Origin of the sequence: Hahella sp. HNIBRBA332 (assembly GCF_030719035.1) — a bacterium.
GTDB lineage: Bacteria > Pseudomonadota > Gammaproteobacteria > Pseudomonadales > Oleiphilaceae > Hahella.
In genome coordinates this window covers 6,930,700-6,945,644 of the sequence record NZ_CP132203.1, presented here as the reverse complement: position 1 = coordinate 6,945,644, position 14,945 = coordinate 6,930,700, and the positions used below count along the sequence as shown (strand labels likewise).

The 14,945-nt window shown below is 56.5% G+C and carries 14 protein-coding genes; 5 read left to right on the top strand and 9 right to left on the bottom strand.

Features of this window, described 5'->3' with window-relative positions:
- Window positions 1–69: 69 nt before the first annotated feature.
- Window positions 70–1,914 (top strand): dihydroxy-acid dehydratase, encoded by a 1,845-nt coding sequence (ilvD, locus tag O5O45_RS30915; protein WP_305903086.1) that lies wholly within the window; start codon window positions 70–72, stop codon window positions 1,912–1,914.
- Between the two features lie 114 nt (window positions 1,915–2,028).
- On the opposite strand, the gene hrpB is transcribed toward ilvD, so the two are convergent.
- Genes hrpB through O5O45_RS30890 form a run of 5 tightly spaced genes read right to left on the bottom strand, consistent with a single transcriptional unit; the run spans window position 2,029 to window position 7,438 of the window.
- Window positions 2,029–4,494 carry an ATP-dependent helicase HrpB gene (gene hrpB / locus O5O45_RS30910; RefSeq protein ID WP_305903085.1) on the bottom strand — a complete coding sequence of 822 codons (2,466 nt, stop codon included), beginning with the start codon at window positions 4,492–4,494 and terminating at the stop codon, window positions 2,029–2,031.
- An 11-nt stretch (window positions 4,495–4,505) separates the two neighbouring features.
- Window positions 4,506–5,003, bottom strand: a complete 498-nt coding sequence (locus O5O45_RS30905; RefSeq protein ID WP_305903084.1) for a dihydrofolate reductase — start codon at window positions 5,001–5,003, stop codon at window positions 4,506–4,508.
- An 11-nt stretch (window positions 5,004–5,014) separates the two neighbouring features.
- A complete protein-coding gene (gene thyA, locus O5O45_RS30900; protein WP_011399566.1) occupies window positions 5,015–5,809 on the bottom strand; it encodes a thymidylate synthase in 795 nt (264 codons plus the stop codon).
- 10 nt (window positions 5,810–5,819) lie between these two features.
- Window positions 5,820–6,641, bottom strand: coding sequence for a prolipoprotein diacylglyceryl transferase (gene lgt / locus O5O45_RS30895; protein ID WP_305903083.1), 822 nt, complete (start codon window positions 6,639–6,641; stop codon window positions 5,820–5,822).
- On the bottom strand, window positions 6,638–7,438 hold the full coding sequence (locus tag O5O45_RS30890) for a sulfite exporter TauE/SafE family protein (RefSeq protein ID WP_305903082.1): 801 nt from the start codon (window positions 7,436–7,438) through the stop codon (window positions 6,638–6,640). Before O5O45_RS30890 ends, lgt begins: the two co-directional genes overlap by 4 nt.
- A 122-nt stretch (window positions 7,439–7,560) precedes the next feature.
- Between O5O45_RS30890 and O5O45_RS30885 the strand changes: the two genes are divergently transcribed.
- Window positions 7,561–8,349: an NRDE family protein gene (locus O5O45_RS30885; protein ID WP_305903081.1), complete on the top strand. Its 789-nt coding sequence runs from the start codon at window positions 7,561–7,563 to the stop codon at window positions 8,347–8,349.
- On the opposite strand, the gene O5O45_RS30880 is transcribed toward O5O45_RS30885, so the two are convergent.
- The 3 genes from O5O45_RS30880 to pomA form a co-directional block, all read right to left on the bottom strand.
- On the bottom strand, window positions 8,291–8,878 hold the full coding sequence (locus tag O5O45_RS30880) for a PilZ domain-containing protein (protein WP_305903080.1): 588 nt from the start codon (window positions 8,876–8,878) through the stop codon (window positions 8,291–8,293). The two genes, O5O45_RS30885 and O5O45_RS30880, sit on opposite strands and share 59 nt — an antisense overlap.
- Window positions 8,879–9,000: 122 nt before the next feature.
- Entirely contained in the window at window positions 9,001–9,981 is a 981-nt protein-coding gene (locus O5O45_RS30875; RefSeq protein ID WP_305903079.1) for a flagellar motor protein MotB, read from the bottom strand.
- A 13-nt stretch (window positions 9,982–9,994) separates the two neighbouring features.
- Window positions 9,995–10,753, bottom strand: coding sequence for a flagellar motor protein PomA (gene pomA / locus O5O45_RS30870; RefSeq protein ID WP_305903078.1), 759 nt, complete (start codon window positions 10,751–10,753; stop codon window positions 9,995–9,997).
- Between the two features lie 244 nt (window positions 10,754–10,997).
- Here pomA and O5O45_RS30865 point away from each other — a divergent pair, with 244 nt between their 5' ends.
- From O5O45_RS30865 to dxs, 3 genes are all read left to right on the top strand, one after another.
- Window positions 10,998–11,276, top strand: a complete 279-nt coding sequence (locus O5O45_RS30865) for an exodeoxyribonuclease VII small subunit (RefSeq protein WP_305903077.1) — start codon at window positions 10,998–11,000, stop codon at window positions 11,274–11,276.
- Window positions 11,260–12,159 (top strand): polyprenyl synthetase family protein, encoded by a 900-nt coding sequence (locus O5O45_RS30860; RefSeq protein WP_305903076.1) that lies wholly within the window; start codon window positions 11,260–11,262, stop codon window positions 12,157–12,159. The genes O5O45_RS30865 and O5O45_RS30860 overlap by 17 nt, the downstream gene beginning before the upstream one ends.
- A 131-nt stretch (window positions 12,160–12,290) precedes the next feature.
- Window positions 12,291–14,222 carry a 1-deoxy-D-xylulose-5-phosphate synthase gene (gene dxs, locus O5O45_RS30855; protein WP_305903075.1) on the top strand — a complete coding sequence of 644 codons (1,932 nt, stop codon included), beginning with the start codon at window positions 12,291–12,293 and terminating at the stop codon, window positions 14,220–14,222.
- Window positions 14,223–14,303: 81 nt separating this feature from the next.
- Here dxs and ribA read toward each other — a convergent pair whose 3' ends face one another.
- Window positions 14,304–14,927 carry a GTP cyclohydrolase II gene (gene ribA / locus O5O45_RS30850; RefSeq protein WP_305903074.1) on the bottom strand — a complete coding sequence of 208 codons (624 nt, stop codon included), beginning with the start codon at window positions 14,925–14,927 and terminating at the stop codon, window positions 14,304–14,306.
- Window positions 14,928–14,945: the final 18 nt, after the last annotated feature.

Below are 14,945 nucleotides of genomic sequence, written 5' to 3'. Positions count from 1 at the left end.
GGCAAGTTTGCTATCCTGTAGCCGATGAGTGCTTTTCGTTAGCTGTTTTAATAACCACGGAGTATAACCATGCCCGAATACCGCTCCAGTACCACTACCAAAGGCCGTAATATGGCTGGGGCTCGCGCTCTTTGGCGCGCCACCGGTATGAAGACCGAAGATTTTTCCAAACCCATTATCGCCGTTGTGAACTCTTTTACCCAGTTCGTCCCCGGGCATGTTCATTTGAAAGACCTGGGCCAGTTGGTATGCCGGGAAATTGAAGCCGCCGGCGGCGTCGCAAAAGAATTCAACACCATCGCAGTGGACGACGGCATCGCCATGGGGCATGACGGCATGCTGTACAGCCTGCCCTCCCGGGAAATCATCGCCGACTCCGTGGAATATATGGCCAACGCGCACTGCGCCGACGCGCTGGTGTGCATCTCCAACTGCGACAAGATCACTCCGGGAATGCTGATGGCGGCGCTACGCCTGAACATCCCGACGATTTTCGTTTCCGGCGGCCCGATGGAAGCGGGTAAAACCAAGCTGTCCGAACATAAGCTGGATCTGGTGGACGCCATGGTCATCGCAGCGGACTCCAGCGCCTCCGACGAATTGACAGAAGAATACGAACGCTCCGCTTGCCCAACTTGCGGCTCCTGTTCCGGCATGTTCACGGCGAACTCCATGAACTGTCTGACTGAAGCCATCGGTCTGTCCCTGCCTGGCAACGGCACCACGCTGGCGACTCACTCTGATCGTGAGCAGCTATTCCTGACCGCAGCGCGCCGCATCGTCGACTTGACCAAGCGCTACTATCAAGACGAAGACACTTCCGTCCTGCCGCGCTCCATCGCCAGCTTCAAGGCCTTTGAAAACGCCATGACTCTGGACATCGCCATGGGCGGCTCCACCAACACCATTCTGCATCTGCTGGCGGCGGCCCAGGAAGCCGAGGTGGATTTCAGCATGACCCACATCGACCAGCTGTCGCGGAAGGTCGGCCAGTTCTGTAAGGTCGCCCCCAACACGCCCAAATATCATATCGAAGACGTGCATCGCGCCGGCGGCATCATGGCGATTCTGGGTGAACTGGATCGCGCGGGACTGCTGCATACCGACCTTCCCACAGTTCACAGCGACACGATGAAAGACGCCCTGGACAAATGGGATGTCATGCGCAACAACGATCCGGAACTGCACAAGTTCTTTAAAGCCGGTCCGGCGGGCATTCCAACCCAGCAAGCCTTTAGCCAGTCCACGCGTTGGTCTTCACTGGATCTGGATCGCGAGAACGGCTGTATTCGCAGCGCGGAACATGCGTTCAGTAAAGAAGGCGGCCTGGCGGTACTGTACGGCAACATCGCCGAAGACGGCTGTATCGTAAAAACCGCTGGGGTCGACGAAAGCATTCTGCTGTTCAAAGGCAAAGCCAGAATCTTCGAGAGCCAGGATGACGCTGTGAAAGGCATTCTGAACGATCAGGTAAAAGAAGGGGATGTAGTGATCATCCGCTACGAGGGCCCCAAAGGCGGTCCGGGAATGCAGGAAATGCTGTATCCCACCAGCTACCTGAAGTCCAAGGGGCTTGGCAAGGCCTGCGCCCTGCTCACCGACGGACGTTTCTCCGGCGGCACCTCTGGTTTATCCATCGGCCATTGCTCTCCAGAAGCAGCGGCGGGCGGCGCCATCGGGCTGATTGAGGAAGGCGACGAGATCATCATCGATATCCCCAACCGCAGCATCAATGTCAGCCTGACGCCAGAGCAGCTCAATGAGCGTCGTCAAGCGATGGAAGCCAAAGGCGACGACGCCTGGAAGCCAGCGCAACCACGCCCACGTAAAGTGACAACGGCATTGAAAGCCTATGCACTGCTGGCGACATCCGCCGATAAAGGCGCAGTGCGCGATAAAGAGTTACTGAAGTAATCTGACAACGTCCTCACCAGTGCGGAGCCTGACTCCGCACTGGCTTCACTTCGACTTCACGCCTAATACAGCGCAGCCTCCCCTCAACCAACGCATCCTTTGTTGCTCAGCCTTTCAGAACTGTTGCTTCTTGGTTCCCTGCTTGGCTTCCGCCGTCAGAGGATCTTCCGGCCAGGGATGTTTGGGGTAACGGCCGCGCATGTCTTTACGCACATCCGGGTAGCTGTTGCGCCAGAAGCTGGCTAAATCGCTGGTCACCGCCAGCGGCCTTTGTGAAGGCGACAGTAAATGAATCACCACAGGCACTCGCCCTCCGGCCACCCGCGGCGTTTCCGTCCAGCCGAACAGCGCCTGCAGTTTGGCCGCAAGCACGGGGCCGCTCTCAGGGAGATAATCCAGCGTGACTTTTTGTCCGGTAGGGATAGTCAACGCAACCGGCGCCTGGGCGTCGAGCGTTTGTTGCGCGGCGTAGTCAATCAATGTTTTCAGGGCCGATAGCAAGTCCAGCTTTTGCAGCCCAGCCCAGTTGGAGACACCGTTGAGAAAAGGACCAAGCCAGTTTTCCAGCTCCGCCAATAAGGCGTCATCGCTCAACTCCGGCCATGCATCCGGTTGTAGCCTGCGCATTAATGTCACACGGGCGCGCCACTGCCGGGAGGCATCGCTCCATGGCATGCTGTCCAGGCCTTTGCGGCGCACGGCGGTCAGCAGCGCTTCCCGCACCAGTTCAGGGCCCACCGCAACCGGCCGCTCTTCCAGAATCAAAGCGCCCAGCCGTTTGACTCGGCGCGCCACCACCGCGCCTCGCTGATCATCCCAATCCGCTTGCTCTTCCGTAACGATATGGGCGCTCAAGTCCTCTGCAAAGTCGACAGGGCTCAGCGCCGCCGCCAGGAATATTCGCGACTCCCTCGCCTGACCATCAAGATCGGCCGCCACCAACCAGGCCTCTCGGCCCAACGGGTCTTCTTCCGCCAACGCAGCTCCACGCCCGTTGCTGAGTTGATAACGGGGAGTTGAGCCAGCGCGCCGCCGGGCGATGCGGTCTGGATAAGCGAACGCCAGCAAACGGCCGACCGCATCCAGCCCCAGCTCGTCAGAGGCTTTGCCGTCTATGAGCTTGCGCGCATCCTGACGCACGCTTTCCAAACGCCGGCGATCCAGCCCGGCGCCCTTGTATTCCCCACGCAGAGCCCGCACACGCTGCTGCAGATCCGCGCCTGCATCGCGACCCAGCAGATCGCGCTCGCCCAGAAGCGCAGCCACTTCTGCAGCAAGCACCGGCGCGCCAATCGCTTTCCCCATCAACACCATATGGGCCAGACGGGGGTGCAAACCCAGTTTACGCAGGCTTTCCCCATGGGTCGTGATGGCGCCGGCGTCGTCCAAAGCGTCCAGCCATTGCAGCGTGTCGACCGCCTGTCGCCAGTGCGCCATCGGCGGCGGGTCCAGCCAGACCAAATCCTGTGGCTGACGCGCCCCCCATTGGGCCAATTCCAGCACCAAAGGGGCCAAATCGGCTTCCAGTATTTCCGCCGGGGTAAAAGGCGCCAATCCTTGCTGCTCCGTCTCCGACCAGAGGCGATAACATATGCCGGGCTCTAACCTGCCTGCGCGTCCTTTGCGCTGCTCCGCCGACGCTTTCGACACTCTACCCGTCGTAAGCCGAGTCATGCCGCTATTGGCGTCAAAGACCGCGCGACGCTGCAGACCCGCGTCAATCACCACGCGCACGCCCTCAATGGTCAAACTGGTTTCCGCTATAGCCGTAGCGAGAACCACCTTTCGTTCGCCCTCCACGCAGGGCAGAATCGCCTGATCCTGTTCTTCCGCTTTGAGATTGCCGTACAAAGGCGCTAATCGCACCCCGCCTGGCAAATGCTCCACCAAAGCATCATGGACCCGTCGGATCTCGCCCACGCCGGGTAAAAACACAAGCAGCGAGCCACTTTCCTCCGCCAGCGCTTCACGCACCACGGCGACGGCTTTCTCCACCGGTCGCTGCTCCCGCTGCAAGGGGCGATAGCGCACCTCCACAGGATAGGCGCGCCCTTCACTGGTCAGCACTGGCGCATTTTCCAGCAACTTGGCCAGAGGCGCAGTATCCAAGGTCGCGGACATGACCAGCACCCTCAGATCTTCGCGCAGCGCCTGTTGGCTCTCTCGCACTAAAGCCAAACCCAGGTCCGCTTGCAAAGAGCGTTCGTGAAATTCATCGAACAGCACCGCCGCATAGTCTTCCAGTGCAGGATCGGATTGAATCAGGCGAGTCAAAATACCTTCCGTCACCACCTCGATACAGGTGTCTGCGGAGACTTTGGTGTCCTGGCGAGTGCGATAACCGACTCGGCGTCCAACCGGCTCCCCCAGCTGTTTCGCCATAAAGCGAGCGGCGGAGCGCGCCGCCAACCGGCGAGGCTCCAGTATTAGAATTTTGCGCTCATCGCGCCAGGGCGAATCCAGCAGCGCCAGAGGAACCCGAGTGGTCTTACCGGCCCCTGGAGGAGCCTGCAACAGAACAGTGGAGTGAGCTTCCAGGGTGGTTAGAAGCTCGGGGATAATGTGGTCGATAGGGAGCATGGACTGAGGCGTTATGATCGCTCAAAGACAACAAAATCATGGGGATACTGATTTTTCTCATCCGCCGGGTGCGACTCGCGAGACATTTCACGCCAGTCAGCGGGGTTCAGCTCCGGGAAGAACGCATCGCCCTGCACGGAAGTCTTTACTTCCGTCAGATAAACGCGCTGCGCCACCGCCAGCCCCTGCCGATACAACTCGGCGCCGCCAATCAGCATAACCTCGTCTGTCTGCTCCCGCCCCGCCAGAGATACCGCCTCATCCAGAGAGTGAGCCACACTGACGCCATCGTGACGCCAGTCTTTATTACGGGTCACCACAATGTTGGTTCTGCCCGGCAGCGGACGTCCAATCGAATCGAAGGTCTTGCGTCCCATAATAATCGGCTTGCCCATGGTGACGCGCTTGAAATACTGCAGGTCGTTGGATAAGCGCCAGGGCAGCGTATTTTCCACCCCAATGGCGCCATTCTCGGCGCGGGCGACAACAATTGATAAAACTGCGCTCATATCATTGCTCCTTATACCGCCACTGGCGCTTTGATATGAGGATGCGGGTCGTACCCAGTGATCTCAAAGTCTTCAAATTCATAGTCAAACAGTGACGCTGGTTTACGACGAATCTGCAATTGCGGCAGCGGGCGTGGTTCACGATCCAGTTGTTCTTTTGCTTGATCTAGGTGGTTGTTGTACAAGTGGACGTCGCCGCCGGTCCAGATGAAATCTCCCACATCCAGATCGCACTGCTGCGCAAACATATGTGTCAGCAACGCGTAGCTGGCGATATTGAAAGGCACACCCAGGAAAATATCGGCGCTACGCTGATACAACTGGCAGGACAAACGCCCTTCCGCCACATAGAACTGGAACATGGCGTGACAGGGAGGCAGCGCCATTTGATCCACAAACGCCGGGTTATACGCCACCACCATATGACGACGAGAGTCCGGATTGCGTTTGATCTGCGCCAACACATTGGAAATCTGATCAATATGCTCGCCATTCGGCGCCGGCCAGCTGCGCCACTGATAGCCATAAACAGGCCCCAGATCACCGCTTTCATCCGCCCACTCGTCCCAGATGCTGACGCCATTGTCTTTCAGATACTTGATATTGGTATCACCGTTCAGAAACCACAGTAATTCATAAATGATCGAGCGCAAATGTAGCTTCTTGGTGGTCACCAAGGGAAACCCCTGCTGCAGATCGAAGCGCATTTGATAACCGAAAACGCTGCGGGTGCCGGTGCCAGTGCGGTCGGTTTTGACGGCCCCTTGTTCGCGCACGTGGCGCATCATGTCGAGATACTGTTTCATATGATGTTTACTAACTCCGCGCCGCTTTTGCTTCCGCTCCATACACGGTGCGGCCATAAATAATGAAAGCTACCCCAATCACAATCATCGGGGTTGATAATACCTGTCCCATGGTCAGCCAGTCCCACGCCAGATAGCCTAACTGCGCATCGGGTTCGCGCACAAACTCCACCAGGAAACGGAAGCAGCCGTAACACAGCAGGAACAGGCCGGAGACAGTCATGCGCGGACGGGGTTTGGCGGAATAGAACCACAGGATTAAAAACAGAGCGACGCCTTCTAGGGCGAACTGATAAAGCTGGGAAGGGTGACGCGCCAGATGCGATGGATCGCGCGGAAACACCATGGCCCAGGGAACGTCCGTCGCTCTGCCCCAAAGTTCGCCACCGATAAAGTTGCCTAAGCGCCCTGCGCCCAAACCAATAGGCACCAGCGGCGCGACAAAGTCCGCCACCTGAAAGAATGAGAGTCCCAAGGAACGACCGTAGGCCCACATGGCGATAATGACGCCGATCAGTCCACCGTGGAACGACATGCCTCCGGTCCAGACTTCAAACAGCCAGATAGGATCATCCAGAAACTGATCAAAGTTATAGAAAATGACATAGCCAACGCGTCCACCCAGCACCACACCAAGGGCGCACCAGAAGATCAGGTCGGCTACCTGCTGCTCCTTCATGGGCGCATGCGGCTGATGCGAACGGTGTTTACCCAACATCCAGGCTGCGGCAAACCCCAACAAGTACATCAACCCATACCAATGCACGCTTAGCGGCCCGACGGAAAAAGCCACCGGGTCGATATTCGGATAGTCAAACCAACGTTCTGTCACAATTGTCCCCACGCTTGATATAGAAACCGGCCACCCACAACAAACAGCAGCACTGAGAAAATTCGTTTAAGCACGTCTCCGGGCAGGCGATGAGCCAATTTGGCGCCCAGGCTCGCAAACGGCATGCTGGTTATCGCAATTCCCGCCAGCGCCGGCAGGTAGATAAACCCCAGACTATATTCCGGCAACGCCGCTTCGCTCCATCCTTCCCAGATATTAGTGACGGCGCCCATTAACGCGATCGGCAATCCGCAAGCGGCGGAAGTGCCCACCGCCTGCTGCATACGCACGTTGCACCATGTCAGATAAGGCACCGACAAGGAGCCTCCGCCAATGCCGAATATGGCTGAGGCCCAACCAATGCCGCCGCCCACGCCGACCAGAGCGCCATTCCCCGGCAGGCTTCGATGGGGCTTGGGTTTCAGCGCCAGAGCCATCTGTACGCCGATGGTAATGGCGAATATCCCGATGACCAGCTTCAACTGCGCCGCCGGCATCAATGAAGCCGTCTGCGCGCCCAATACCGCGCCAACCATCAGCCCTACCGCCATGGGACGAAACACGCGCCAGTTCACCCCTTGCTTCTGATGATGCGCACGAATCGAATTAATGGAGGTGAAAATAATAGTCGCCAGGGAAGTGCCGACGGCCAAGTGCGTGGCGACGCTTGGGGCCACGCCCTGCAGTTCGAAGCTGAAAATCAACGCAGGGACAATTATCAATCCGCCGCCGATGCCGAACAGTCCGGCCAACACTCCCGCTAGCGCGCCTAAAGCCAAATACGCCAGGAATACCATTTCGCCCCCAACAAAATAGGATCAGGCCACTCCACCAGGAGCCCCGTATAAAGAAGGTGGTATGATACATAAATTAAGGACTCTGTGCTTTTCGATTTCCACGCACGTCTGGGAGCAAGCCTATGTGCCTACTATTTGTCGCTTACCAAGCGAATCCCCGGTTTCCGCTGATCGCCGCCGCCAATCGCGACGAGTTTTATGCCCGCCCCACCCAACCTCTGACGCAATGGCCAGAGCGCCCGCGTATCTATGCAGGACGCGACTTGCAGGAAGGCGGGACCTGGATGGGCGCGACGACGAACGGCCGTTTCGCCGCCGTCACCAACCACCGTTCCGGCCCCCGCGAAGCCGCGCAGCTATCCCGCGGATCCTTGGTAAGAAGCTTCCTGGAGTCGGAACTGTCAGTAGACGACTTCGCCGCCGCTCTGGAACCGACAAGCCAATCCTACGGCGGCTTTAACCTGATGATGCTTGCCGACTCCACCCTGGCTTATTTCAGTAATCGCAAAGAGCCTCAGTACCAGCGCTTAACGCCAGGCATATACGGTCTGAGCAATGGGTTATTGAATACGCCCTGGCCTAAACTGACTGCAGGCAAACGCCGATTCACCTCTGCGATTACTGGGCCGAATCAGGATGAACTCTGGGCGTTACTGGCGGATGACGCCGCCGCGCCGGACTACCTGTTGCCGGATACCGGCGTAGGCGTTGAGGTGGAGCGGTTGCTTTCCTCCGCTTTTATTACTTCGAAGGACTACGGCACCCGCAGCAGTACGCTGCTGCTACATGATGCAAACGGCGTCACGCAGATGTGGGAAAAGACATTTGAGAAGGGCGTATACCAGAGTGAAGTCAGCCTTTCTTTTCCTTCTCCTCTCGCCGCTCCCGCAATTGCCGGGTCTGACACTTGAGGACATGCTGAATCAGGATTTCCTGATTCTGTTCTTCGATGTCCGTAAAATCCGCTCGCAGGATAAAGCCATCTTTGTCCTCATCATCGGCTCTGGGCTTGTCACAGGCAATAACGAGCGCACGCAGGGACATGGAAATATTACTGGGGTATAAGATCAGGTGGAGTTGCAGCGTCACGCCGACATCCAGTCGATCGTCCACCGGAAAAGCAATCCCGCAAGCGCTGAGATTAACCCGTCTGGCCCGCCGGGGTTCTGACCAGACGCCATCGCTGCGGCTCTCCAGAGTAAGCGCCAAGTTGATCTTGCGGTTGAACAACTCAAGCATGTGAGCCAACCCTGCGTTCGCCGCCCGCATACTCTCCAGCGCTTTGGAGATATCATTCTCCAGAGTCAACAAAGAGGTCGAACTTACATGGGACTCCGATGACTCTTTTTCCGCCGCCTCTCCTCGCTGCAACACCCGATACGCCAAACCTACCGTATCGCTAATTCGAAAGAAGCGACGTCTTTCAGCTACCTCAGACATAGATTCTCACCCGCGCTCATACGTCAATACTCTCATGCGCCTCCTGCTCTTCGCTCCCATCTTGTCTCTCTATTTATACGCTCTCGCCCAGTCTAATGCGAACCGTTCAGAAAGCCGCCAGATCAGAATATTTCGTCCGGCGCCAAGCCCTGCCATTCCTCAGATTGATCCCTGGGCAGAATATCTGGCGCGACGTCTCTCGCCTTCTGGATCTCTTTCTTGGTTTCATCATCCAGAGGTTGTTGCAGAATAATTTCCACCCGTCGATTGCGGGCGCGGTTTTCCGCCGAATCGTTCGACGCCAGGGGCTTGGTATCAGCATAACCTGCGATGCTGAAGCGGGAGGGATCCAGTTCTCCCGACTCAAACAACGCATGGGCTACTTCCAGCGCCCGTGCAGCGGAGAGATCCCAGTTGGAACGAAACCGGGCCGTGTGAATGGGAATACTGTCAGAATGCCCTTCCACGGAGATACTCCCTGCCATGGACTTGAGCAGTTCCACCAGCTTGTCTATCACTGGATAGAACTCGGGATTCAAATCCGCGGAGCCGCTATTGAACGAACCTTTTTCCTGCACGCGAATGACAATCTTGCGTCCCCGGGTTTCCACTTCCACTTGATTGTTGCGGACCTCCGCCTCCAATGCGGAAGCCAGGGTAATGGCGTCGTTCTCCGTCTCCTCCACCAGCATCTTGATTTTTTCCAGCACAATATCGCTGAGTTCTTCTCCTTGAATCTTCGGGCACTCTTCCTGAAGCGCGTCCGCCACCTGCTGTTCACAAAGCTGCTGCAGATTAGGCAGGTCCATCTCGGTTTGCTGCATGATGGTCTGCAAGGGGGTCGGGTCTGGTTTACCAGGACTGAACTCTTGGGCGATGATGCTGGTGCCCTTGGGAATACTGTCCACATTGACGATCGCCTGCACGCCGAAGGCCTCCCGCATAGAGCCAGCCAAACGCTTGAACTTGAGCGCGTCCATCTCGGAGAAAGACAGTAGCAACACAAAGAAACACATCAGCAAGGACATCAAATCGGCGAAAGTCGCCATCCAGGCGGGCAGCCCGGGAGGACATTCGCACTTTTGCTCTTCTTCGTCATTCATTGGCGCACTCCCGTCAGGCTTCTTCAGTCTGACGTTTACCTTCAGGCAGATAAGTGCGTAGCATGGTTTCAATCACACGTGGGTTCTGCCCCGCCTGAATCGCCAACAGAGCGTCAATAATCATGGATTTGATCTGCTCTTCCTCTCCCATTCTCAGTTTCAATTTATCTGCAACCGGAATAGCGATCATATTCGCCAACATGGCGCCGTATAACGTGGTCAGCAGCGCAACGGCCATCGCAGGTCCAATTGACTTTGGATCATCCATATTCGACAGCATCGCCACCAGACCAATCAGCGTCCCAATCATCCCCATCGCGGGGGCGACATCCCCCATTGCTCCGAATACGGAAGATCCTTGCTTGTGCCTGTCTACAGTGAGATTACGGTCCTTGGTCAGCAGTGCTTTGACGACGTCGCCGTCATGGCCGTCTATCAGCAGTTGTATGCCTTTAGACAGGAATGCGTTGGGTATTTCTTTGCCTTCCAGGGAGAGCAGGCCGCCTTTTCTGGCGGCATCAGCCAGCTCAACGACCTGTTCAATTAACTCTTCGGGCTTATCCAGCTTGAACATAAAAGCCTTGGCCGCCACCTTGCCAGCGCTTAGGAACTGACCGAGCGAAAACTTCATCAAAACAACCAGAAGCGTACCGCCAAATACGATGAGCAGCGACGGCACATCAACAAACATTCCAATTGAGCCGCCCAACATCATCGCCATCGCAACGATAGCCAAACCGCCAATGAGGCCCAAAAGCGTAGCTAAATCCACAAAGCGCTCCTTTACGGGTGGACAGTACAGAATAAACCCAGAGGATGCCGGCGCTGAGACTGGCCGCGCCGGGCTTCCCCAAAGTATAGACAGGGAATTTAAAAACTGCTGACTTATCCGGGTGTTAGTTTAATGAAGAAGACGCCGACAAAGCCCGCTGCGGCTGAATTTTAACGGCGACCGATTGACCCTGACGGCGCTCTCAGGTAGGGTGGCTCTGCGCAAAAACCGGCATAAGAACACAATGACTGAAAAAAACGCCAACTCTGATGTAAGTCCCTCCACCAGCGGCTCAACGCCCGATTTCGAAGACGCATTGCAGCGTCTAGAAGTCCTGGTGAGAAAGCTGGAGCAAGGCGACCTTAAACTGGAAGAAGCCCTGGTCGCTTTTGAAGAAGGCGTCCAACTCACTCGCCACTGCCAAACCGCCTTGCAGACTGCAGAACAAAAGGTTCAACAGTTAATTGAAGAGCGCGGAGCCCCGCTAACCAAACCTTTTGATCAGAATGACGCCGAAGACTGATTCTCTCGACGACTTTTTCCAGCGTAACCGCGCCCAAATCGACCAAGCCCTAGCCAACCTGCTTCCCAATCCGGAAGGCCCCAAGGCCAGGCTGAATGAGGCCATGCGTTATTGCGTGCTTAACGGCGGAAAGCGAGTACGTCCTTTACTGTTGCTCGCTACTACGGAAGCCTTGGGCGGAGACCTGCAACAGGCGTTACCCGCCTGCTGCGCGGTAGAACTGATTCACGCCTACTCTTTGGTGCATGACGATTTGCCGGCAATGGACGACGATTCTCTGCGCCGAGGCAAACCCACTTGCCATATCGCTTTTGACGAAGCCACCGCCATTCTGGTCGGCGATGGCCTGCAAACACTGGCGTTTAGCGCATTAACCGAGCCCTCAGGCGCATCCGCGGAAAGCATGCTGCAGATGGTGCGAGAACTTGCCCGCGCCAGTGGGCATCAGGGCATGGTCGGCGGACAGGCTATCGATATCTACTCAGAGGGCCATACGCTCAAGCTTGAGGAATTGGAGCGCATGCACCTGGAAAAAACCGGCGCGCTGATTGAGTCGAGTATTGTATTGGGCGCCCTGTCCGCCGGCCGGACTGACGCAGAAACCATTGACGGCTTACGCCGCTTCGCGCAGGCCATTGGCTTGGCGTTTCAGGTTCGTGACGACATCATAGACGTGGAAAGCGACACCAGCGTATTAGGTAAAACCGCAGGGAAAGACGCCGAGCGCAACAAACCTACGTACACGTCTCTATTGGGTCTTGAACAAGCGAAACTGAAGGCGCGCCAGCTATATGAGGAAGCCCTCGCGCAGCTGCAGGCGCTGGGTTTGCAGAACTCCCGGTTACAGGATCTTGCCAGCTTCATGATCGAGCGCACGCATTGATCGCCAATTGCCCGTGTTCTCCAACCCAACATCGCTTATAATGGCCGATTGCTTTTATAGGCAATTTTTTTGCGTCCGAGGCTATGATCCGGCGGCTAATCCCTTAGAACCGAGCGACTACAACTGCAAGAATGCAAAAACCATACGTATTTCAAGAAATTCCAGTGCATCGGCCCAATACGCCGTTGCTCGACAAAATCGACTCTCCGGCCCAGCTGCGCCTTCTTAATGAAGCTGAGCTCCTGCAGTTGGCGCACGAACTACGTGCATTTTTGCTGTACAGCGTAGGCCAATCCGGCGGCCATTTCGGCGCGGGCCTGGGCGTGGTGGAGTTAACCGTAGCCTTGCACTACGCCTTCAATACTCCCGACGACCGACTGGTTTGGGACGTGGGTCATCAAGCTTATCCCCACAAAATACTTACTGGCCGCCGTGAGCAAATGCTCACTATTCGCCAAAAGGACGGTCTCGCCGCTTTCCCCCGTCGCGAGGAAAGCCCTTATGACACCTTTGGCGTTGGACACTCCAGCACCTCTATCAGCGCCGCACTGGGCATGGCGATCGCCGCGCGCATGCAGAACCTGCCCCGGAAAGCCATCGCCGTTATCGGCGACGGAGCCATGACCGCGGGTATGGCGTTCGAAGCTTTGAACCACGCCGCCGACACTAAAGCGGACCTGCTGGTGATTCTGAACGACAACGATATGTCGATTTCCCGTAATGTCGGCGGGCTGTCCAACTATTTCGCCCGCCTGTTGGCGAGCAAGACATACAATCAGATGCGCGACAGCGGCAAGCGCGTGCTGCAAGGCGCACCGGGTCTGATGGAGCTGGCTCGCAAAACAGAAGAGCATTTTAAAGGCATGGTCGCTCCAGGCACTCTGTTCGAAGAGCTTGGCTTCAACTATATCGGACCGATAGACGGCCACGATCTGCCTCGTTTAGTTGAAACCCTGAATAATATCAAGGAACTGAGCGGACCTCAGTTCCTGCATGTGGTCACGAAAAAGGGCAAGGGCTTCGCTCATGCGGAAAGCGACCCTATCGGCTATCACGCCATCAACAAGATTGAACCCAAGCCCAAGGTGCAAGACACCGCCAAAGCGCCCAAAAAGCCGCGCTACTCCAATATTTTTGGTCAGTGGTTGTGCGACATGGCGGAACAGGACGCCAGCTTGGTGGGCATCACTCCCGCCATGTGCGAAGGCTCCGATCTGATCGAGTTCTCCAAACGCTTCCCGGAACGTTATTACGATGTCGCCATCGCGGAGCAGCATGCAGTGACTTTAGCCGCTGGCTTGGCTTGCGACGGAGCCAAGCCGGTAGTGGCCATTTACTCCACCTTCCTGCAGCGCGCCTATGACCAGCTCATTCACGATGTCGCAATTCAGAATCTGGATGTGCTTTTCGCTATCGACCGCGCAGGTTTGGTCGGCGAAGACGGTCCTACCCACGCCGGCAGTTTTGATCTCACCTACCTGCGTTGCATCCCCAATATGGTGGTCATGGCGCCGTCGGATGAAGATGAAACCCGTAAAATGCTGACTACAGGATACAGATTCACAGGTCCCGCAGCAGTGCGTTACCCAAGAGGCAACGGACCAGGCGCGGAAATCAACCCTGGGCTGGAGTCCTTGGAGATAGGCAAAGCCAACCTGCGTCGCCGCGGCGCGCAGACTGTCATTTTGAACTTCGGCGCCTTGTTGTCTGCCGCCTTAGAAGTGGCGGAAGAGAATAATTTCACCGTTGTGGATATGCGATTCATCAAACCCCTGGATCAGAATATGATTCTGGAGATGGCGGGAAGCCATGATCTTTTGGTGACGCTAGAAGAGAATTGCATCCTTGGCGGCGCAGGCAGCGGCGTTATCGAGTTTCTCTCTTCCCAAGGCATCGCCATGCCTGTCTTACAACTAGGTCTTCCCGATGAGTTTATCGAACACGGCAAGCCTGCTGAACTGCACAAAGAAGTCGGCCTGGATGCGCAAGGTATCGCCGCCGCCATTAAGAAGCGCCTGCAGAGCCTGAATCTGGCGTCGCCCAAGACCGGCACCAGCGACTGAAAACGCAAACGGGGCGCAACTAAGCGCCCCGTTTAATCTTTCTCAAGACAAGCCTGAATTCCGTTGTAATACCCGCCCGTATTATTTCGCGGCGACAACGTAATCATCGTCTTGGTGTGTCGTCAGCAAGTGCCCCAACTTGCCAGCTTTAGTGGCCAGGTAGTTGCGATTATGGGGATTTCTTCCCACTTCCAGGGGGACTCGCTCAACCACTTCAATTCCCAAACTAGTCAGTGAATTGACCTTGCGAGGGTTGTTGGTCATTAGACGAATGCGGCTTATACCCAGATGATACAGCATCGGTTTACACATGCTGTAGTCGCGCAAGTCCGCCGCGAACCCTAGCTGCTCATTGGCTTCCACCGTATCAGCGCCCTGATCCTGTAAGTTGTAAGCGCGAATCTTATTCAATAAGCCAATCCCACGACCTTCCTGGCGCAAGTACAACAAAATGCCGCGCCCTTCGGCGGCAATACTGCGCAACGCTTCGTCGAGCTGATAGCCGCAGTCACAGCGCATGCTGAACAGCGCATCTCCAGTCAGGCATTCTGAGTGTGTGCGCGCCAGCACCGGCGCTCCGTCGCCAATATCTCCCAAGGTCAGGGCAATATGTTCTTTTTGCGTGCCGACTTCCTGGAATCCGTGCATATCGAACACACCAAAGGGAGTTGGCAGCTTGCAACTGGCGACATAGGTGACAGACACTCGATACTCTCTCTAAAA

Excerpts from the sequence above, each read along its gene's own strand:
- ilvD (WP_305903086.1), top strand. The coding sequence starts at position 70 with ATGCCCGAATACCGCTCCAGTACCACTACCAAAGGCCGTAATATGGCT.
- hrpB (WP_305903085.1), bottom strand. The coding sequence starts at position 4,494 with ATGCTCCCTATCGACCACATTATCCCCGAGCTTCTAACCACCCTGGAA.
- O5O45_RS30905 (WP_305903084.1), bottom strand. The coding sequence starts at position 5,003 with ATGAGCGCAGTTTTATCAATTGTTGTCGCCCGCGCCGAGAATGGCGCC.
- thyA (WP_011399566.1), bottom strand. The coding sequence starts at position 5,809 with ATGAAACAGTATCTCGACATGATGCGCCACGTGCGCGAACAAGGGGCC.
- O5O45_RS30890 (WP_305903082.1), bottom strand. The coding sequence starts at position 7,438 with ATGGTATTCCTGGCGTATTTGGCTTTAGGCGCGCTAGCGGGAGTGTTG.
- O5O45_RS30885 (WP_305903081.1), top strand. The coding sequence starts at position 7,561 with ATGTGCCTACTATTTGTCGCTTACCAAGCGAATCCCCGGTTTCCGCTG.
- O5O45_RS30880 (WP_305903080.1), bottom strand. The coding sequence starts at position 8,878 with ATGTCTGAGGTAGCTGAAAGACGTCGCTTCTTTCGAATTAGCGATACG.
- O5O45_RS30875 (WP_305903079.1), bottom strand. The coding sequence starts at position 9,981 with ATGAATGACGAAGAAGAGCAAAAGTGCGAATGTCCTCCCGGGCTGCCC.
- O5O45_RS30865 (WP_305903077.1), top strand. The coding sequence starts at position 10,998 with ATGACTGAAAAAAACGCCAACTCTGATGTAAGTCCCTCCACCAGCGGC.
- O5O45_RS30860 (WP_305903076.1), top strand. The coding sequence starts at position 11,260 with ATGACGCCGAAGACTGATTCTCTCGACGACTTTTTCCAGCGTAACCGC.
- dxs (WP_305903075.1), top strand. The coding sequence starts at position 12,291 with ATGCAAAAACCATACGTATTTCAAGAAATTCCAGTGCATCGGCCCAAT.